Below are 13,629 nucleotides of genomic sequence, written 5' to 3'. Positions count from 1 at the left end.
AGCCGGGGCCCATCTCCGGCCGTGCAACTGGGCCCCGGCTTTCGCCGGGGTTCACAATGGCGGCCATCGGTCACATTTTGCCCCGCTCAACCCCCACGCCCCAACCGCTCTGCAAGGAAATCGACGAACACCCGCACCCGCGCGGGCGTGTTCGCGCCGCCCGCGAACACCGCGTGGATCGCCTCGATGTCGCCCGGATTATAATCCTCCAATATCGGTATCAACGCTCCGGAATCTATCTGGTCGGCGATGCTGAACGCGCCGACGCGCGCGATGCCGACCCCCGCCGCCGCCAATTGCCCCAGCGTCTCGCCATTATTCGCCTCGATATTGCCCTGCACCGACAGCGCATACTCCCGCTCGCCGTCGCGGAACGGCCACACCGGCTCGGCGCGGCGGAAATTGAAATTGAGGCAATTATGATCGTGCAGATCCTCGGGCGTGCGCGGCGTCCCCCGCGCCGCCAGATAGGCGGGGGCGGCGACGATGACGCGGCGGCTTTCGCCAAGCTTGCGCGCGGTCAGCGGGCTGTCGGCGAGCGGGCCGAAACGGATCGCGACGTCGGCCTGTCCCGCTGCGATATCGACCAGCCGATCGGCAAGGCTGATGTCGACGAGGATGTGCGGATAGAGCGCCACGAACTCGCCGATCAGCGGCACGATCGTCAGCCGCCCGTGTGCCTGCGCCGCGCTGACGCGCAGCCGCCCCCGCGGCGCGCCCTGATCGGCGATCGCCTGTTCGGCATCGCCCAGATCGGCCAGGATGCGCCGCGCCGCGCGCAGATAGGCCTCGCCCTCGGGGGTCAGCGTCAGCGCGCGCGTCGAACGCAAGAGCAGCCGGACGCCCAGCCGCGCCTCGATCCGGTCGATCGTGCGGCTGATTGCCGACGGTGTCAGCCCCAGGCAGCGGCCCGCAGCTGAAAAACTGCCCTCGGCAATCGTCGCGGCGAACACCTCCATCGATCGCGCACGGTCGCCGCTTCCATCCATCTTTGCGTTCATTTCAAAAATCTTTCGCTTCACGCGACGCTACACCGGCGGAGTGCCCGCGTCCATCTATGCGCTCGACACGCAATCGAAAGGGTGGATCATGGAATATCGCCAATTGGGATCGTCGGGGCTGCGCGTCCCCGCGCTGAGCTTCGGAACCGGGACCTTCGGCGGGCAGGGGCCGCTGTTCAGCGCGTGGGGAACCAGCGACGCAGCTGAGGCGCGGCGCCTCATCGACATCAGTCTCGACGCCGGCGTGACGCTGTTCGACACCGCCGACGTCTATTCGAACGGCGCGTCCGAGGAGATTTTGGGCGAAGCGATCAAGGGTCGCCGCGATGCGGTGCTGATCTCGACCAAGACCGGGCTGCCGACGGGCGACGGGCCGCAGGACTGGGGCGTCTCGCGCAGCCGGTTGATCGGCGCGGTCGACTCTGCGCTCCGCCGCCTCGGCACCGATCATATCGACCTGCTCCAGCTCCACGCCTTCGACGCCTCGACCCCGGTCGACGAATTGATGGATACGCTGGCCACGCTGATTGCGGCGGGCAAGCTCCGCTACGCCGGCGTCTCCAACTATCCCGGCTGGCAGCTCATGAAGGCACAGGCGGCCGCCGACCGTCTCGGCGCGCCGCGCTTCGTCGCGCACCAGGTCTATTATTCGCTGATCGGCCGCGCCTATGAGGCCGATCTGATGCCGCTCGCCGCCGATCAGGGCATCGGCGCGCTCGTCTGGAGCCCGCTCGGCTGGGGGCGTCTCACCGGCAAGATCGGGCGCGGGCGGCCGGTCCCTGCGGGTAGCCGCCTTCACGAAACCGAACAGTTCGCGCCGCCGGTCGTCGAGGACCTGCTCTATCGCGTGATCGATGCGCTCGAAGCCGTCGCCGCCGAAAACGGCAAGACGGTGCCGCAGGTCGCGATCAACTGGCTGCTGCGGCGCCCCACCGTGTCGTCGGTGATCATCGGCGCACGCAACGAGGAACAGCTTCGGCAGAATCTCGGCGCGGTCGGCTGGGAACTGACGGCGGAGCAAGTCGCGGCGCTCGACGCCGCAAGCGATGTCCTGCCGCCCTATCCGCACACACCCTACCGGCAACAGGCAGGCTTCGCGCGCCTCAACCCGCCGCTCGTCTGATCGGAAGAACCGACATGAAAATCAACTTTCCCCTCCTTGCGCTCGCCACCGGCGCCTTCGGTATCGGCATCACCGAATTCGCCCCGATGGGGCTGCTCCCCGACATGGCCGAGGGGCTGGGGGTGTCGATCCCCGCCGCCGGGCTGCTCGTCTCGGCCTATGCGCTCGGCGTGATGCTCGGAGCGCCGCTGATGACGCTCACCACCGCGCGGATGAACCGCCGCACGCTGCTGATCGGCCTGATGGCGATCTTCACGCTCGGCAATTTCCTGTCCGCCATCGCGGGCGATTACATGACGCTGATGGTCGCGCGCGTCATCACCTCATTGAACCACGGCGCCTTTTTCGGCGTCGGTTCGGTCGTCGCGGCGAGCCTCGTTCCGCCCGAAAAGCGCGCGAGCGCGGTCGCGGCGATGTTCATGGGGCTGACGCTCGCCAATGTCATCGGCGTGCCGCTCGCGCCGTGGGTCGGGGAAACCTTCGGCTGGCGCACCGCCTTTGGCGCGATCGCCGTCTGGGGCCTGATTACCATGGCGGCGCTGCGTTTCGCGCTTCCCGATATCGGCCGCGATACGGGCGGCAACATGCTCGCCGAACTCGGCGTGCTGAAGCGGCGTGAGGTTCTGATCGCGCTCGCGCTCACCGCGATCGGCTCGTCGGCGATGTTCACGGTCTTCACTTACATCGCGCCGATCCTGACCGAAGCGACGCATGCCGGGACATTATTCGTGACCGCGATGCTGGTGATCTACGGGCTCGGCCTCACCGCCGGCAACTGGCTCGGCGGCGTCTTCGCCGACAAGTCGATCGACCGCACGCTGATCGTCTCGCTCGCCGGGCTCGCCGCGACGCTCGTCATCTTCGCGGGCGCGATGTTCCAGCCGCTCGCTGCGGCGGTCACCATCTTCGTGTGGGGCGTCGCGACCTTCGCCATCGTCCCGCCGCTCCAGATGCGCGTGATGGAGGCGGCGTCCGATGCGCCCAATCTGGCCTCGGCGGTCAATATCGGCGCCTTCAACCTCGGCAACGCCGTCGGCGCCGCGGTCGGGGGCGGGGTGATCGGCCTCGGGCTCGGCTATCCGGCGGTCTCGTTCGCGGGGGCGGCGATGGCGCTTGCGGGCCTCGCGATCGTAGTGGCGACGCGGGCGCAGAAAGCGCCCGCACTTGTCGAAGCCTGACGCCAACGTCCGCCGATTGCCATTTGCGCCGCTTGGCCTATGCAATCGGCGGCATGAAGACCCCGATTCTTGCTGTCCTGACGGGCAAGGCGATCCCCTTTCGCGGCGATGAGCCGAGCGCGATCGGCAAGCTGCCGGTCGCCGATGCGGTTGCGGTCGATGCAATGGGGCTCGTCGGCGACGAACAGGCCGACCGCAGCGTCCATGGCGGCATCGACAAGGCGATCCACCATTATCCCGCCGACCATTATGACTGGTGGCGCGGTCAGCTCGGCGCAGCGCCGCTGCTCGATGCGGCGGGTGCGTTCGGGGAGAATATCTCGACCATCGGCCTCGACGAAAACAGCGTCTTCCTCGGCGACCGCTTCCGCCTCGGCAGTGCGCTCGTCGAAGTGACGCAGGCGCGCCAGCCCTGCTGGAAGCTCGACCATCGTTTCGAAACCAAGGGCGTGATGGCGGGGGTGGTAAAGACGCGGCGTTCGGGCTGGTACTACCGCGTGCTCGAACCCGGCACCGTGCGCGCGGGCGACGATCTGGAGCTGATCGACCGGCCGTATCCCGAATGGCCGCTCGCCTCGCTCTTCGGCCTGCTCATCGGCGGCGAGGCGAAGGATCGCGTCGCCGACCTCCGCGCGCTCCGCGACGTGCCCGTGCTCGCCGAAACATGGAAGGTCCGCCGCGCCAAGCTCGCCGAACAGTTCGGCGCCGATTAGGCGGTCATCGCAAAGCGCTTCGGCGGCAATCCGACATGGCGGGTGAAGGCGGTGCTGAACGCGCTCGCCGATCCATAGCCGACGCGCGCTGCAATCTCGTCGAGTTTGCCCGCGCGGCGGCGCAGCAGATCCTTGGCGATGCTCATCCGCCAGCCCTGCAGATATTCCATCGGCGGCACGCCGACGGTGCGTGCAAAGCGCTCGAAGAAAGCCGAGCGCGACAATGCCGCTTCCTTCGCGAGCGCCGCGACCGTCCACGGCCGCGCGGGCGCCCCGTGGATCTGCCGGATCGCCGCCGCCAGCCGCGGATCGCCGAGGCCGCGCAGCAGCCCCGGCGGTGCATCGTCGCCCTCGACCGATCGCAGCGCCTCGACGATCAGCACCTCGACCAGCCGCGACAGGATCAGGTCGCATCCCGGCCGCTCTTCGCCCGCCTCCTCGCGCACCAGCCGCACCAGCGTCGCCAGCCGCTCAGCACCGCGGAGGTGGATGAGCGCGGGAAGCTGCGACACGAGCAGCGCGGCGTCGGGCGATTCAAAGACGAAATAGCCGCCGAGCATCGTCACATCGGGCGCGCCCTCCTGCCGGCCGTGGCGCACTTCGCCGGTCAGGTCCGCCGCGGCGTGCGGATCGATGTCGACCGGCGCGGCGGGCTCGAACCCTCCCATGGTGAAGCCTGGCGTCGCGGGCAGGAAGACGAAGTCGCCCGCCTCGATGTTCACCGGATCGGCGCCGTCCACCGACAGCCGGCAGGCGCCTTCGATCACCGTGCAGAACCCCGGATGCCCGAAATCGCCATAGCGCACCGCCCAGTTTCCGGCGCCGCTGATAGCTTTCGCAAACACCGTGCGCGGGCGCAGCAGCGCGATCAGGTCGGACAAAGGGTCGGTCATATGGACTATCTCGAATAAAATGTGGATTTCAGATTATAGATAGTCCGTCTTGTGCCGTCTAGCGTCCTTTCATCACCACGAGAAAGGAACATCTATGAAAACCATCCTCATCACCGGCTGCTCGTCGGGCTATGGTCTTGAAACCGCCCGTCATTTCCACGCGCTCGGCTGGAATGTGGTCGCGACGATGCGCAACCCCTCCGCGGCACCTTTGACACCTTCCGACCGCCTCCGCATCCTCCCCCTCGACGTCACCGATACCGACAGCATCGCCCTCGCGCTCGAACTTGCGGGCCCGATCGACGTCCTCGTCAACAATGCCGGCATCGGCCTGTTCGGCGCGCTCGAACATTCGCCATTCCAAAAGATCCGCGACATTTTCGAAACCAACACGCTCGGCACGATCGCGATGACGCAGGCGGTGATCCCGCAGATGCGGACACGCGGTTCGGGGGTCATCGTGAACATCACCTCGACGACGACGCTCGCGCCCTTTCCGCTCGCCGCCGCCTATACCGGCAGCAAGACCGCGATCCAGGGTTTTACGCGTAGCCTCGCGCACGAACTGCTGCCGCTCGGCATCGCGGTAAAGCTCGTCGAACCCGGCTATGGCCCGACGACCGCCTTTGCGCGGAATACCGAAATCAAGCTCGAGGATGTGTTGCCGCAGCCCTATTGGTCCTACGCCGAACCGATCCTCGCCGGCATGGCCGAACCGTCGCTGTTCACGACCGAGGCCGATGTCGCGAAGGCGGTGTGGCAGGCGGTTCACGACCAGAGCGGCCGGCCCCATTTCCCGGCGGGTGCCGACGCGCTCGCACTCGTCGCCTGACGGGGTCAGGCGCGGGTGAACTTCATCACCCAGTTGACCTCCCACGTCGCGCCGCCGTCGGTCGAGAAGGCTTGCTCCCACTTGGCCGACTGCGGCGTGATGTCCGACCAGCGGAAACGCACCGTCACCGGCGTGCCCTTCCAGTTGTCCTCGGCAAGAAAGGTTCCGACGCCATCCTCGAACGTCCCGCGCACCGGCACGTCGAGCCGGTCGGTCGCGCGCGAATCGAGCCACCAGATCGACCATAAGTTCGTCGCGGGATCGAAGGCGCGCAGCGCGACGCCGCGATAGGTCTCTTCCGGCGTATAAAAGATATTGTCTTCGACATTCGCGCCGCCGCCAAGCAACGGCCAATTCTCGCTGCTGCCGTCGAACTCGATCCAGTCGCTGCTGCCGGTGAGCCGTTCACGCAATTTGCGATGGCGGACCTTCCAGCGCCCGACCAGAAAAGCCCAGTCGTTCGCCGCCGCCGATGGCGGCGCGGCGTTGCCCGCCGACCCGGCCATCGCGACAAGTCCGCCCGCTACGGCGATTTCGAGTGCGCCGCGGCGCGTCAAGTTCATGTCGATCATCGATAGTCTCCCTTCATGTGGAGACGGGGTACGCCGAGCTACCTGACAAACTTTGTCAGTTATTCACGCGACCCTCAAAATATTCCGGATCGGCAAGCCGCGCCTCGGCGACGAGGCGGGCGATATGTTCGGCGAGCGTGGTCACCTGATCGGGCGTGAAATGCAGCCCCAGCTTGCTTCGCCGCCAGAGCACATCGTCGGTCGTGCGCGCCCATTCGCGCGTCACCATCCAGCGGACTTCGGCGACGCTGAGCCCGTGGGCGATTTCGCCGCCGAGTTCGTCCCAGCTAGCGCCATCGCCCAGCCAGCGCCGCGCGTCGGTGCCATAGGCGCGGGCGATACGGTCGACCGTTGCGGCGGTCAGGAAGGGATAGGCGAGCTTATATTCGGCCTTCAATGCCGCGATACCGTCGGTCGCGAAATCGCCGCCGGGAAGCGACGTCTTGCCGGTCCAATGCTTACGCGACAGCGCATCGATATGCCCGGCGAGTTCGTCGACCGCATCTTCGGCAACATGGCGATAGCTGGTGATCTTGCCGCCATAGATGGTGAGCAGCGGCGCGCCCTCGGCCATGTCGAGGTCGATCCGGTATCCGCGCGTCGCCGCCTCGGGGCGCCCCGATCCGTCCTCGATCAGCGGCCGGACGCCCGAATAGGTCCACACGACATCGGCGGGGGTGACCGGCTCGCGAAAATAGAGGCTCGCGCCTTCGCACAGATAGGCGATTTCCTCGTCGCTCGCGTTCGCTTCGCTTGCCGGCCCGTCATGGTCCTGGTCGGTTGTCCCGATCAGCGTGAAGTCGCGTTCATAGGGGATGGCGAAGAAGATGCGTCCGTCGGGGAGCTGGAAGAAATAGGCATAGTCGTGCTCGAAGACCTTGCGCACGACGATATGCGATCCGCGAACCAGCCGCATCTGCTGATCGGGTTCGGCGTCGGCGCGCTTCAGCAGGTCGAGCACCGCCGGCCCCGCCGCATTGACGACGCTGCGCCCGGTAAAGCGATATTGGTGCCCTTGGTCGTCGCGAGCGTCGACGATCCACAGCCCATCCTCGCAGCGCAGCATTTCGGCGCGCGTGCGCGTGCGGACGCGCGCACCATGATCGGCCGCGTCGCGTGCGTTGAGCGCGACGAGCCGTGCATCGTCGACCCAGCCGTCCGAATATTCGAAGCCTTTGACATATTGCGGCTGCAGCGGCCCGCCCGCGGCATGGCGGCGCAAATCGACCGATCGCGTCGCGGGCAGCTTTTTGCGGCCGCCGATATGGTCATAGAGGAAAAGGCCGAGCCGCAGCAGCCAGCGCGGGCGCAGACCGGGTCGATGCGGCAGCACGAAACGCAGCGGGCGGATGATATGCGGCGCGATGCCCCACAGTATTTCGCGCTCCTTGAGCGCCTCGCGCACGAGGCCGAATTCATAATGTTCGAGGTAGCGCAGCCCGCCGTGGATCAGCTTCGTCGACTTCGACGATGTGCCTTCGGCAAGGTCGTTCGCCTCGAGCAGCAGCACGCGCGCCCCGCGTCCCGCGGCATCGCGCGCGACGCCCGCGCCATTGACACCGCCGCCGACGACGATGACATCATAAGGGGCAGGGCTGTCGAGCATGGCGAATTCCTATGGCAGCGTTGTCCGATTTGCCAAGGGGCGACATCGTATGCGGCCTACGTATGCGCGTTGCATTCGCGGGGTGCATCCTCCAATTCTGAAAAACTATCCAAGGGGACTGTAGTGAGCGTAAAAGTCGAAACCCTGATCCTGTTCGGCGCAACGGGCGACCTTGCGCAGCGGATGCTTTTCCCCTCGCTCTACAATCTCCATGTCGACGGGCTGCTTGCCGATGTGCTGACGATTGTCGCGTCGGGACGATCGAAGATGGACCGCGCGGCGTGCCACGACATGGTGCGAAAAGCGCTGACCGAACATCTGCCCGCCGACCGGCTCGATGACCGGCAGATCGCGACCTTCCTCGAACGCGTCAATTATTGTTCGGTCGATGCGGGGGCCGGCACGGGTTATGACGAACTTGCGGCGCAGCTCGGCGACCGGCTCGGTCGTCCGATCGGCGCCTATCTTTCGACCCCGCCGTCGATGTTCGGTCCGATCGCCCAGGGGCTGAAGGCTGCGAGCATCGCCTGCGCCGAATGCCGCATCGCGATGGAAAAGCCGATCGGCCACGACCTTGCCTCGTCGCGCAACGTGAATGCCGAGGTCGGCGACGCCTTTGCCGAAGACCGCGTCTTCCGCATCGACCATTATCTCGGCAAGGAAACGGTGCAGAACCTGCTCGCGCTCCGCTTTGCCAACATGCTGTTCGAGCCGCTCTGGAATGCGCAGGCAATCGATCATGTTCAGATCACCGTCGCCGAAACCGTCGGGCTCGAGGGCCGCGTCTCCTATTATGACGGTGTCGGCGCGCTCAAGGACATGGTGCAGAACCATATGCTCCAACTGCTCGCGATCATCGCGATGGAGCCGCCTTCGAGCGTTTCGTCGACCGCGGTGCGCGACGAAAAGGTCAAGCTGCTCCGCTCGCTTCGCAAGATGACGGCCGAGGATGTGAAGGCGCACAGCGTCAAGGGCCAATATACCAGCGGTGCGGTCAATGGCGGTGCGGTCGCGGGCTATGCCGACGAGCTCGGCAATCCGTCGAACACCGAAACCTTCGTCGCTCTGAAAGCCTATATCGACAATTGGCGCTGGAAGGGCGTGCCCTTCTACCTGCGCACCGGCAAGCGCATGCCGCAGCGCAAGTCCGAGGTGCTGATCCAGTTCAAGCCGGTGCCGCACAATATCTTCGCGCGCGTCGGCGCGGGCAAGCTCGATGCGAACAGCATGATCATCAACTTGCAGCCCGAGGAGAATATCCGGGTCAAGGTGATGGCGAAGCAGCCCGGCCTCGATCGCGACGGGGTGAAGCTCAAAGAGGTGACGATGGACGTCTCGCTCTCGCACAGCTTTGCGGGCGAGCGGCGGCGCATCGCCTATGAGCGCCTGCTGCTCGATTTCATCGAGGGCGACCAGACCCTGTTCGTGCGCCGCGACGAGGTCGAGGCGCAGTGGCAGTGGATCGATTCGATCCGCGACGCCTGGGCCGCGGTCGATATGGCGCCGCAGAATTACACGGCGGGAAGCTGGGGGCCGTCGAGTGCAATCGCGCTGATCGAGCGCGACGGAGCGAGTTGGCATGACTGATCTGAACCCCGTAATCGCCAAGGTTACCGACCGCATTATCGCGCGCAGTGCTCCGCGCCGCGCCGCCTATCTCGAACTTATGGACCGCCAGCGCGAGGCGGGCACCAATCGCGGCAACCTCTCGTGCGGCAATCTCGCGCATGGCTTTGCCGCCTCCGGCGAGGACAAGCCCGCGATCCGGTCGGGCGCCGAGATGAATATCGGCATCGTCACCAGCTATAACGACATGCTCTCGGCGCATCAGCCGTACGGCCGCTATCCCGAACAGATCAAACTCTTCGCGCGCGAAGTCGGCGCGACCGCGCAGGTCGCGGGCGGCGTTCCCGCGATGTGCGACGGGGTGACGCAGGGACAGGCGGGCATGGACCTGTCGCTGTTCAGCCGCGACAATATCGCGCAGGGCACGGTGATCGCATTGAGCCACGCGATGTTCGAGAGCGCTTTGCTGCTCGGTATCTGCGACAAGATCGTTCCTGGCCTGTTGATCGGCGCGCTGCGTTTCGGCCACCTGCCGCAGATATTGATCCCCGCCGGGCCGATGCCTTCTGGCCTCGCGAACAAGGAAAAGCAGCGCGTCCGCCAGCTTTATGCCGAAGGCAAGGCGACGCGTGACGAGCTGCTAGAGGCCGAGGCGGCAAGCTATCACGGTGCGGGCACCTGTACTTTCTATGGCACCGCGAACAGCAACCAGATGATGATGGAGCTGATGGGGCTTCACATCCCCGGCAGCGCCTTCACCAACCCCGGCACCAAGCTGCGGCAGGAACTGACGCGCGCTGCGACGCACCGTATTGCGCAGATCGGCTGGGACGGCGACGATTATCGTCCGCTCGCGCGCTGCATCGATGAAAAGGCGATCGTCAACGCCGCGATCGGCCTGCTCGCGACGGGCGGCTCCACCAACCATGCGATCCACCTGCCCGCGATCGCGCGCGCGGCGGGGATCGTCATCGACTGGCAGGATTTCGACGAACTCAGCCACGCGGTGCCCTTGCTCGCGCGCGTCTATCCGAACGGGGCGGGCGACGTGAACAATTTCCATGCCGCAGGCGGGATCGGCTATGTCGTGCGCGAACTGCTCGGCGCCGGCTTGCTGCACGGCGATGTGCTGACCGTCGGCGGGACGATGGCCGACTATGCCGCCGAGCCGGTGCTCGTAAATGACGAACTCCACTGGCAGGCTGCCCCCGCCGAGAGCCGCGACGATACGATGCTGCGTCCCGTTTCGGCGCCTTTCTCGCCAGACGGCGGCATGCGCCTGCTCGCAGGCAATTTGGGCCGCGCGATTATCAAGACGAGCGCGGTTGCCGAGGATCGCTGGACGATCGAGGCGCCGTGCCGGATCTTCGACGACCAGAACCAGGTATTGGCCGCGTTCAAGGCGGGCGAGCTCGAGCGCGACGTCGTCGTCGTCGTCCGCTTCCAGGGCCCGCGCGCCAACGGCATGCCCGAACTGCACAAGCTGACCCCCGCGCTCGGCGTGCTGCAGGACAAGGGCTTCCGCGTTGCGCTCCTCACCGACGGCCGCATGTCGGGCGCGAGCGGCAAGGTGCCCGCGGTGATCCATCTGTCGCCCGAAGCCTTGCCTGGCCCCGACGGCGTCAGCGGCCCGCTCGCCTATTTGCAGGACGGCGACATCGTTCGCGTCTGCGCGGTGAACGGCGAGGCGATCGCGCTCGTCGACGAAGCCGAATGGGCCGCACGCACCCCCGCCGTCGCCCCGCCGCCCGCGCTGGGCGTCGGCCGCGAGTTGTTCGCCCTGTTCCGCCATCATGCCGACGAAGCCGAAAAGGGCGGGTCGGCCGTTCTTGCTGCCATGGAGTCCGTCATTTGAGCCAGTCCATCGACCAGATCATGCGCCTCGCGCCCGTCATCCCGGTGATCGTCATCGACCGGGTCGAGGATGCGGTGCCGATGGCCGAGGCGCTCGTTGCGGGCGGCCTCACGGTGCTCGAAGTGACGCTGCGCACCCCCGCCGCGCTCGACGCGATCAAGGCGATGAAAAGTGTCAAGGGCGCGGTCGTCGGCGCGGGTACCGTGCTCGATCCTGCGATGCTCGACGCCGCGATTTCCGCGGGCTCCGAATTCATCGTCTCGCCGGGCCTCACCGATAATCTCGGCAAGGCGGCGGTCGCCAGCGGGATTCCCTTCCTGCCCGGTACCGCCAACGCCGGCGACATCATGCGCGGGATGGACCTCGGCCTCGACCGCTTCAAATTCTTCCCCGCAGCGACCAGCGGCGGCATCCCGGCGCTGAAGGCGCTCGCGGGCCCCTTCGGTCAGGCGCGCTTCTGTCCGACCGGGGGCATCAGCCTCGCGACCGCACCCGAATGGCTCGCGCTCGAAGCGGTGCTGTGCGTCGGCGGCAGTTGGGTCGTCCCGTCTGGACCGCTCGACGCCGCGAAAATCGAGACGCTAGCTCGCGAAGCCGCTGCCCTTTCGCGCCATTGATAAACGCCATCTTTACTGCCACTGTGCCTAGGTAAAACGGCAATATAGCCGTTGGTGGGGAGATGCGCGTGCCAAGGCCGCAGCCACATTTGGAAGAAGTGCTCGCGTCGGAGCCGGGATCGCATATCGCCGCGCTGTTCGATTTCGATGGAACGATCATCTCGGGCTACTCCGCGACCGCGATGCTGCGCGAGAAGTTCCAGCGCCGCGAAATGTCGATGGAAGAGATTGCCGAGACCGCGCAGGTCATCGCGCAGCACAGCCTCGGTACCATCGGTTTCTCGGGGCTGATGTCGGGCGCCGCCAAATTCATGAAGGGCGTCGACGAGGAAAGCTTCATCGAGTTCGGCGAAGAACTCTACAAGAAGCATATCGCCCGCAAAATCTATCCCGAAACGCGCGCGATCATCGAGGCGCATCAGGCGAAGGGCCACCGCGTCGCGATCATCTCGTCGGCGACGATCTACCAGATCGAACCAACCGCGCGCGACCTTGGCATCACCGACATCAAATGCTCGGCCTATGAGATCGAGGATGGCGTCTTTACCGGCGAAATCATCCGCCCGCTCTGCTTCGGCGAGGGTAAGGTGCTCGCGGCCGAGGAACTGGCCGAGGAGTACGGCCTCGATCTCGACCAGAGCTTTTTCTATTCGGACAGCGACGATGATATCGAACTGCTCGAACGCGTCGGCAAGCCGCGCCCGCTCAACCCGAACCTCAAACTCAAGGCAATCGCCGAAGAAAATGGCTGGCCGGTGCAGCGGTTCGGCAGCCGCGGCACGCCGTCATGGGTAGATTATACGCGCACCATCTACGCCACCGGCTCGCTCGTCGGCGCCTTCGCTGCGGGCTTGCCGATCTGGGCGCTGACGCGCTCGCAGCGCGAGGCGGCGAATTTCTCGATCGGGCTGTTCGGCGACTTCGCCACCGCGATTACGGGGGTCGAGCTGGAGGTCGAGGATGAGAAGAATCTCTGGTCCTCGCGCCCCTGCGTCTTCATCTTCAACCATCAGAGCAAGGCGGACGTGATGATCCTCGCCAAGCTCATCCGCCGCGACATGGGCGGGGTGGGGAAGAAGGAAATCAAGGACATCCCCATTCTCGGCAAGCTGATGGAATGGGGCGGCACCGTTTTCGTCGACCGCGCCGACGGCAAGAGCGCGATCAAGGCGATGGAGCCGCTGGTCGACGCGATCCGGGTCGAGGGCAAGTCGATCTGCATCTCGCCCGAAGGCACGCGCAGCCTGACGCCGAAACTCGAACCGTTTAAGAAGGGGGCCTTCCACCTCGCGATGCAGGCGGGCGTGCCGATCGTCCCGATCGTGATCCATAATGCCACCGACGTCGCGCCGAAGAACGAGTTTGTGATGCGTCCCGCCACGGTCCGCGTTACCGTGCTGCCGCCGGTCGACACGTCGGGATGGAGCCCGAAGACGATAAATAACCATGTCCGCGATGTGCGGAACATGTTCCTGCGGACACTTGGCCAGCCCGAGGAAAGCGTTGCGGAATCGGTGGCGAAAGAGCCTGCACCCGAGGACGCTCCGCCGGAGGCCAAGACCGAAAAGGCCAAGCCCAAAAAGGCGGCCGCGAAAAAGCCCGCCGCGAAGAAAAAGGCCCCCGCTAAAAAGCCCGCGGCCGCCAAGGGAAAGACCGGCTAAGCGGTGGCCGAC

Annotated in this window: 12 protein-coding genes; 8 read left to right on the top strand and 4 right to left on the bottom strand. The window is 65.9% G+C overall.

The features are described 5' to 3' along the window. Nucleotides 1-86: 86 nt before the first annotated feature. Entirely contained in the window at nucleotides 87-1,001 is a 915-nt protein-coding gene (locus GGC65_RS09725) for a LysR family transcriptional regulator (RefSeq protein ID WP_192646967.1), read from the bottom strand. An 88-nt stretch (nucleotides 1,002-1,089) separates the two neighbouring features. Between GGC65_RS09725 and GGC65_RS09720 the strand changes: the two genes are divergently transcribed. Genes GGC65_RS09720 through GGC65_RS09710 form a run of 3 tightly spaced genes read left to right on the top strand, consistent with a single transcriptional unit; the run spans nucleotide 1,090 to nucleotide 4,015 of the window. After that, the gene (locus GGC65_RS09720; protein WP_192649485.1) at nucleotides 1,090-2,124 is read left to right on the top strand and encodes an aldo/keto reductase; all 1,035 of its coding nucleotides are present in this window, start codon (nucleotides 1,090-1,092) and stop codon (nucleotides 2,122-2,124) included. A 14-nt stretch (nucleotides 2,125-2,138) separates the two neighbouring features. Then, the gene (locus GGC65_RS09715) at nucleotides 2,139-3,302 is read left to right on the top strand and encodes an MFS transporter (RefSeq protein WP_192646966.1); all 1,164 of its coding nucleotides are present in this window, start codon (nucleotides 2,139-2,141) and stop codon (nucleotides 3,300-3,302) included. A gap of 53 nt (nucleotides 3,303-3,355) precedes the next feature. Then, complete coding sequence (locus GGC65_RS09710) at nucleotides 3,356-4,015, top strand: MOSC domain-containing protein (protein WP_192646965.1); 660 nt, start codon at nucleotides 3,356-3,358, stop codon at nucleotides 4,013-4,015. On the opposite strand, the gene GGC65_RS09705 is transcribed toward GGC65_RS09710, so the two are convergent. Continuing rightward, nucleotides 4,012-4,908 carry an AraC family transcriptional regulator gene (locus GGC65_RS09705; RefSeq protein WP_192646964.1) on the bottom strand — a complete coding sequence of 299 codons (897 nt, stop codon included), beginning with the start codon at nucleotides 4,906-4,908 and terminating at the stop codon, nucleotides 4,012-4,014. The two genes, GGC65_RS09710 and GGC65_RS09705, sit on opposite strands and share 4 nt — an antisense overlap. Before the next feature lie 94 nt (nucleotides 4,909-5,002). Between GGC65_RS09705 and GGC65_RS09700 the strand changes: the two genes are divergently transcribed. Next, on the top strand, nucleotides 5,003-5,740 hold the full coding sequence (locus tag GGC65_RS09700; protein ID WP_192646963.1) for an SDR family oxidoreductase: 738 nt from the start codon (nucleotides 5,003-5,005) through the stop codon (nucleotides 5,738-5,740). Between the two features lie 5 nt (nucleotides 5,741-5,745). On the opposite strand, the gene GGC65_RS09695 is transcribed toward GGC65_RS09700, so the two are convergent. Together GGC65_RS09695 and glpD are read right to left on the bottom strand one after the other, a co-directional pair. Further along, complete coding sequence (locus GGC65_RS09695; protein WP_225940758.1) at nucleotides 5,746-6,312, bottom strand: DUF1579 domain-containing protein; 567 nt, start codon at nucleotides 6,310-6,312, stop codon at nucleotides 5,746-5,748. Between the two features lie 55 nt (nucleotides 6,313-6,367). After that, nucleotides 6,368-7,918, bottom strand: a complete 1,551-nt coding sequence (gene glpD, locus GGC65_RS09690; RefSeq protein WP_192646962.1) for a glycerol-3-phosphate dehydrogenase — start codon at nucleotides 7,916-7,918, stop codon at nucleotides 6,368-6,370. Nucleotides 7,919-8,101: 183 nt separating this feature from the next. Between glpD and zwf the strand changes: the two genes are divergently transcribed. From zwf to GGC65_RS09670, 4 genes are all read left to right on the top strand, one after another. Beyond that, nucleotides 8,102-9,505 carry a glucose-6-phosphate dehydrogenase gene (gene zwf, locus GGC65_RS09685; protein ID WP_264081056.1) on the top strand — a complete coding sequence of 468 codons (1,404 nt, stop codon included), beginning with the start codon at nucleotides 8,102-8,104 and terminating at the stop codon, nucleotides 9,503-9,505. Continuing rightward, entirely contained in the window at nucleotides 9,498-11,339 is a 1,842-nt protein-coding gene (gene edd / locus GGC65_RS09680) for a phosphogluconate dehydratase (protein WP_192646960.1), read from the top strand. Before zwf ends, edd begins: the two co-directional genes overlap by 8 nt. Continuing rightward, nucleotides 11,336-11,956 (top strand): bifunctional 4-hydroxy-2-oxoglutarate aldolase/2-dehydro-3-deoxy-phosphogluconate aldolase, encoded by a 621-nt coding sequence (locus tag GGC65_RS09675; RefSeq protein WP_192646959.1) that lies wholly within the window; start codon nucleotides 11,336-11,338, stop codon nucleotides 11,954-11,956. The genes edd and GGC65_RS09675 overlap by 4 nt, the downstream gene beginning before the upstream one ends. 98 nt (nucleotides 11,957-12,054) lie before the next feature. Further along, nucleotides 12,055-13,617 carry an HAD-IB family hydrolase gene (locus tag GGC65_RS09670; protein ID WP_318780232.1) on the top strand — a complete coding sequence of 521 codons (1,563 nt, stop codon included), beginning with the start codon at nucleotides 12,055-12,057 and terminating at the stop codon, nucleotides 13,615-13,617. Nucleotides 13,618-13,629 lie beyond the last annotated feature (12 nt).

Source organism: Sphingopyxis sp. OAS728 (assembly GCF_014873485.1).
Taxonomy (GTDB): Bacteria; Pseudomonadota; Alphaproteobacteria; order Sphingomonadales; family Sphingomonadaceae; genus Sphingopyxis.
Note: the sequence above shows the minus strand (reverse complement) of the source record. Positions and strands in the feature narration are given on the sequence as shown.

Coding starts and splice junctions, on each gene's coding strand:
- GGC65_RS09725 (WP_192646967.1), bottom strand. CDS start 1,001: ATGAACGCAAAGATGGATGGAAGCGGCGACCGTGCGCGATCGATGGAG.
- GGC65_RS09720 (WP_192649485.1), top strand. CDS start 1,090: ATGGAATATCGCCAATTGGGATCGTCGGGGCTGCGCGTCCCCGCGCTG.
- GGC65_RS09715 (WP_192646966.1), top strand. CDS start 2,139: ATGAAAATCAACTTTCCCCTCCTTGCGCTCGCCACCGGCGCCTTCGGT.
- GGC65_RS09710 (WP_192646965.1), top strand. CDS start 3,356: ATGAAGACCCCGATTCTTGCTGTCCTGACGGGCAAGGCGATCCCCTTT.
- GGC65_RS09705 (WP_192646964.1), bottom strand. CDS start 4,908: ATGACCGACCCTTTGTCCGACCTGATCGCGCTGCTGCGCCCGCGCACG.
- GGC65_RS09700 (WP_192646963.1), top strand. CDS start 5,003: ATGAAAACCATCCTCATCACCGGCTGCTCGTCGGGCTATGGTCTTGAA.
- GGC65_RS09695 (WP_225940758.1), bottom strand. CDS start 6,312: ATGATCGACATGAACTTGACGCGCCGCGGCGCACTCGAAATCGCCGTA.
- glpD (WP_192646962.1), bottom strand. CDS start 7,918: ATGCTCGACAGCCCTGCCCCTTATGATGTCATCGTCGTCGGCGGCGGT.
- zwf (WP_264081056.1), top strand. CDS start 8,102: ATGCTTTTCCCCTCGCTCTACAATCTCCATGTCGACGGGCTGCTTGCC.
- edd (WP_192646960.1), top strand. CDS start 9,498: ATGACTGATCTGAACCCCGTAATCGCCAAGGTTACCGACCGCATTATC.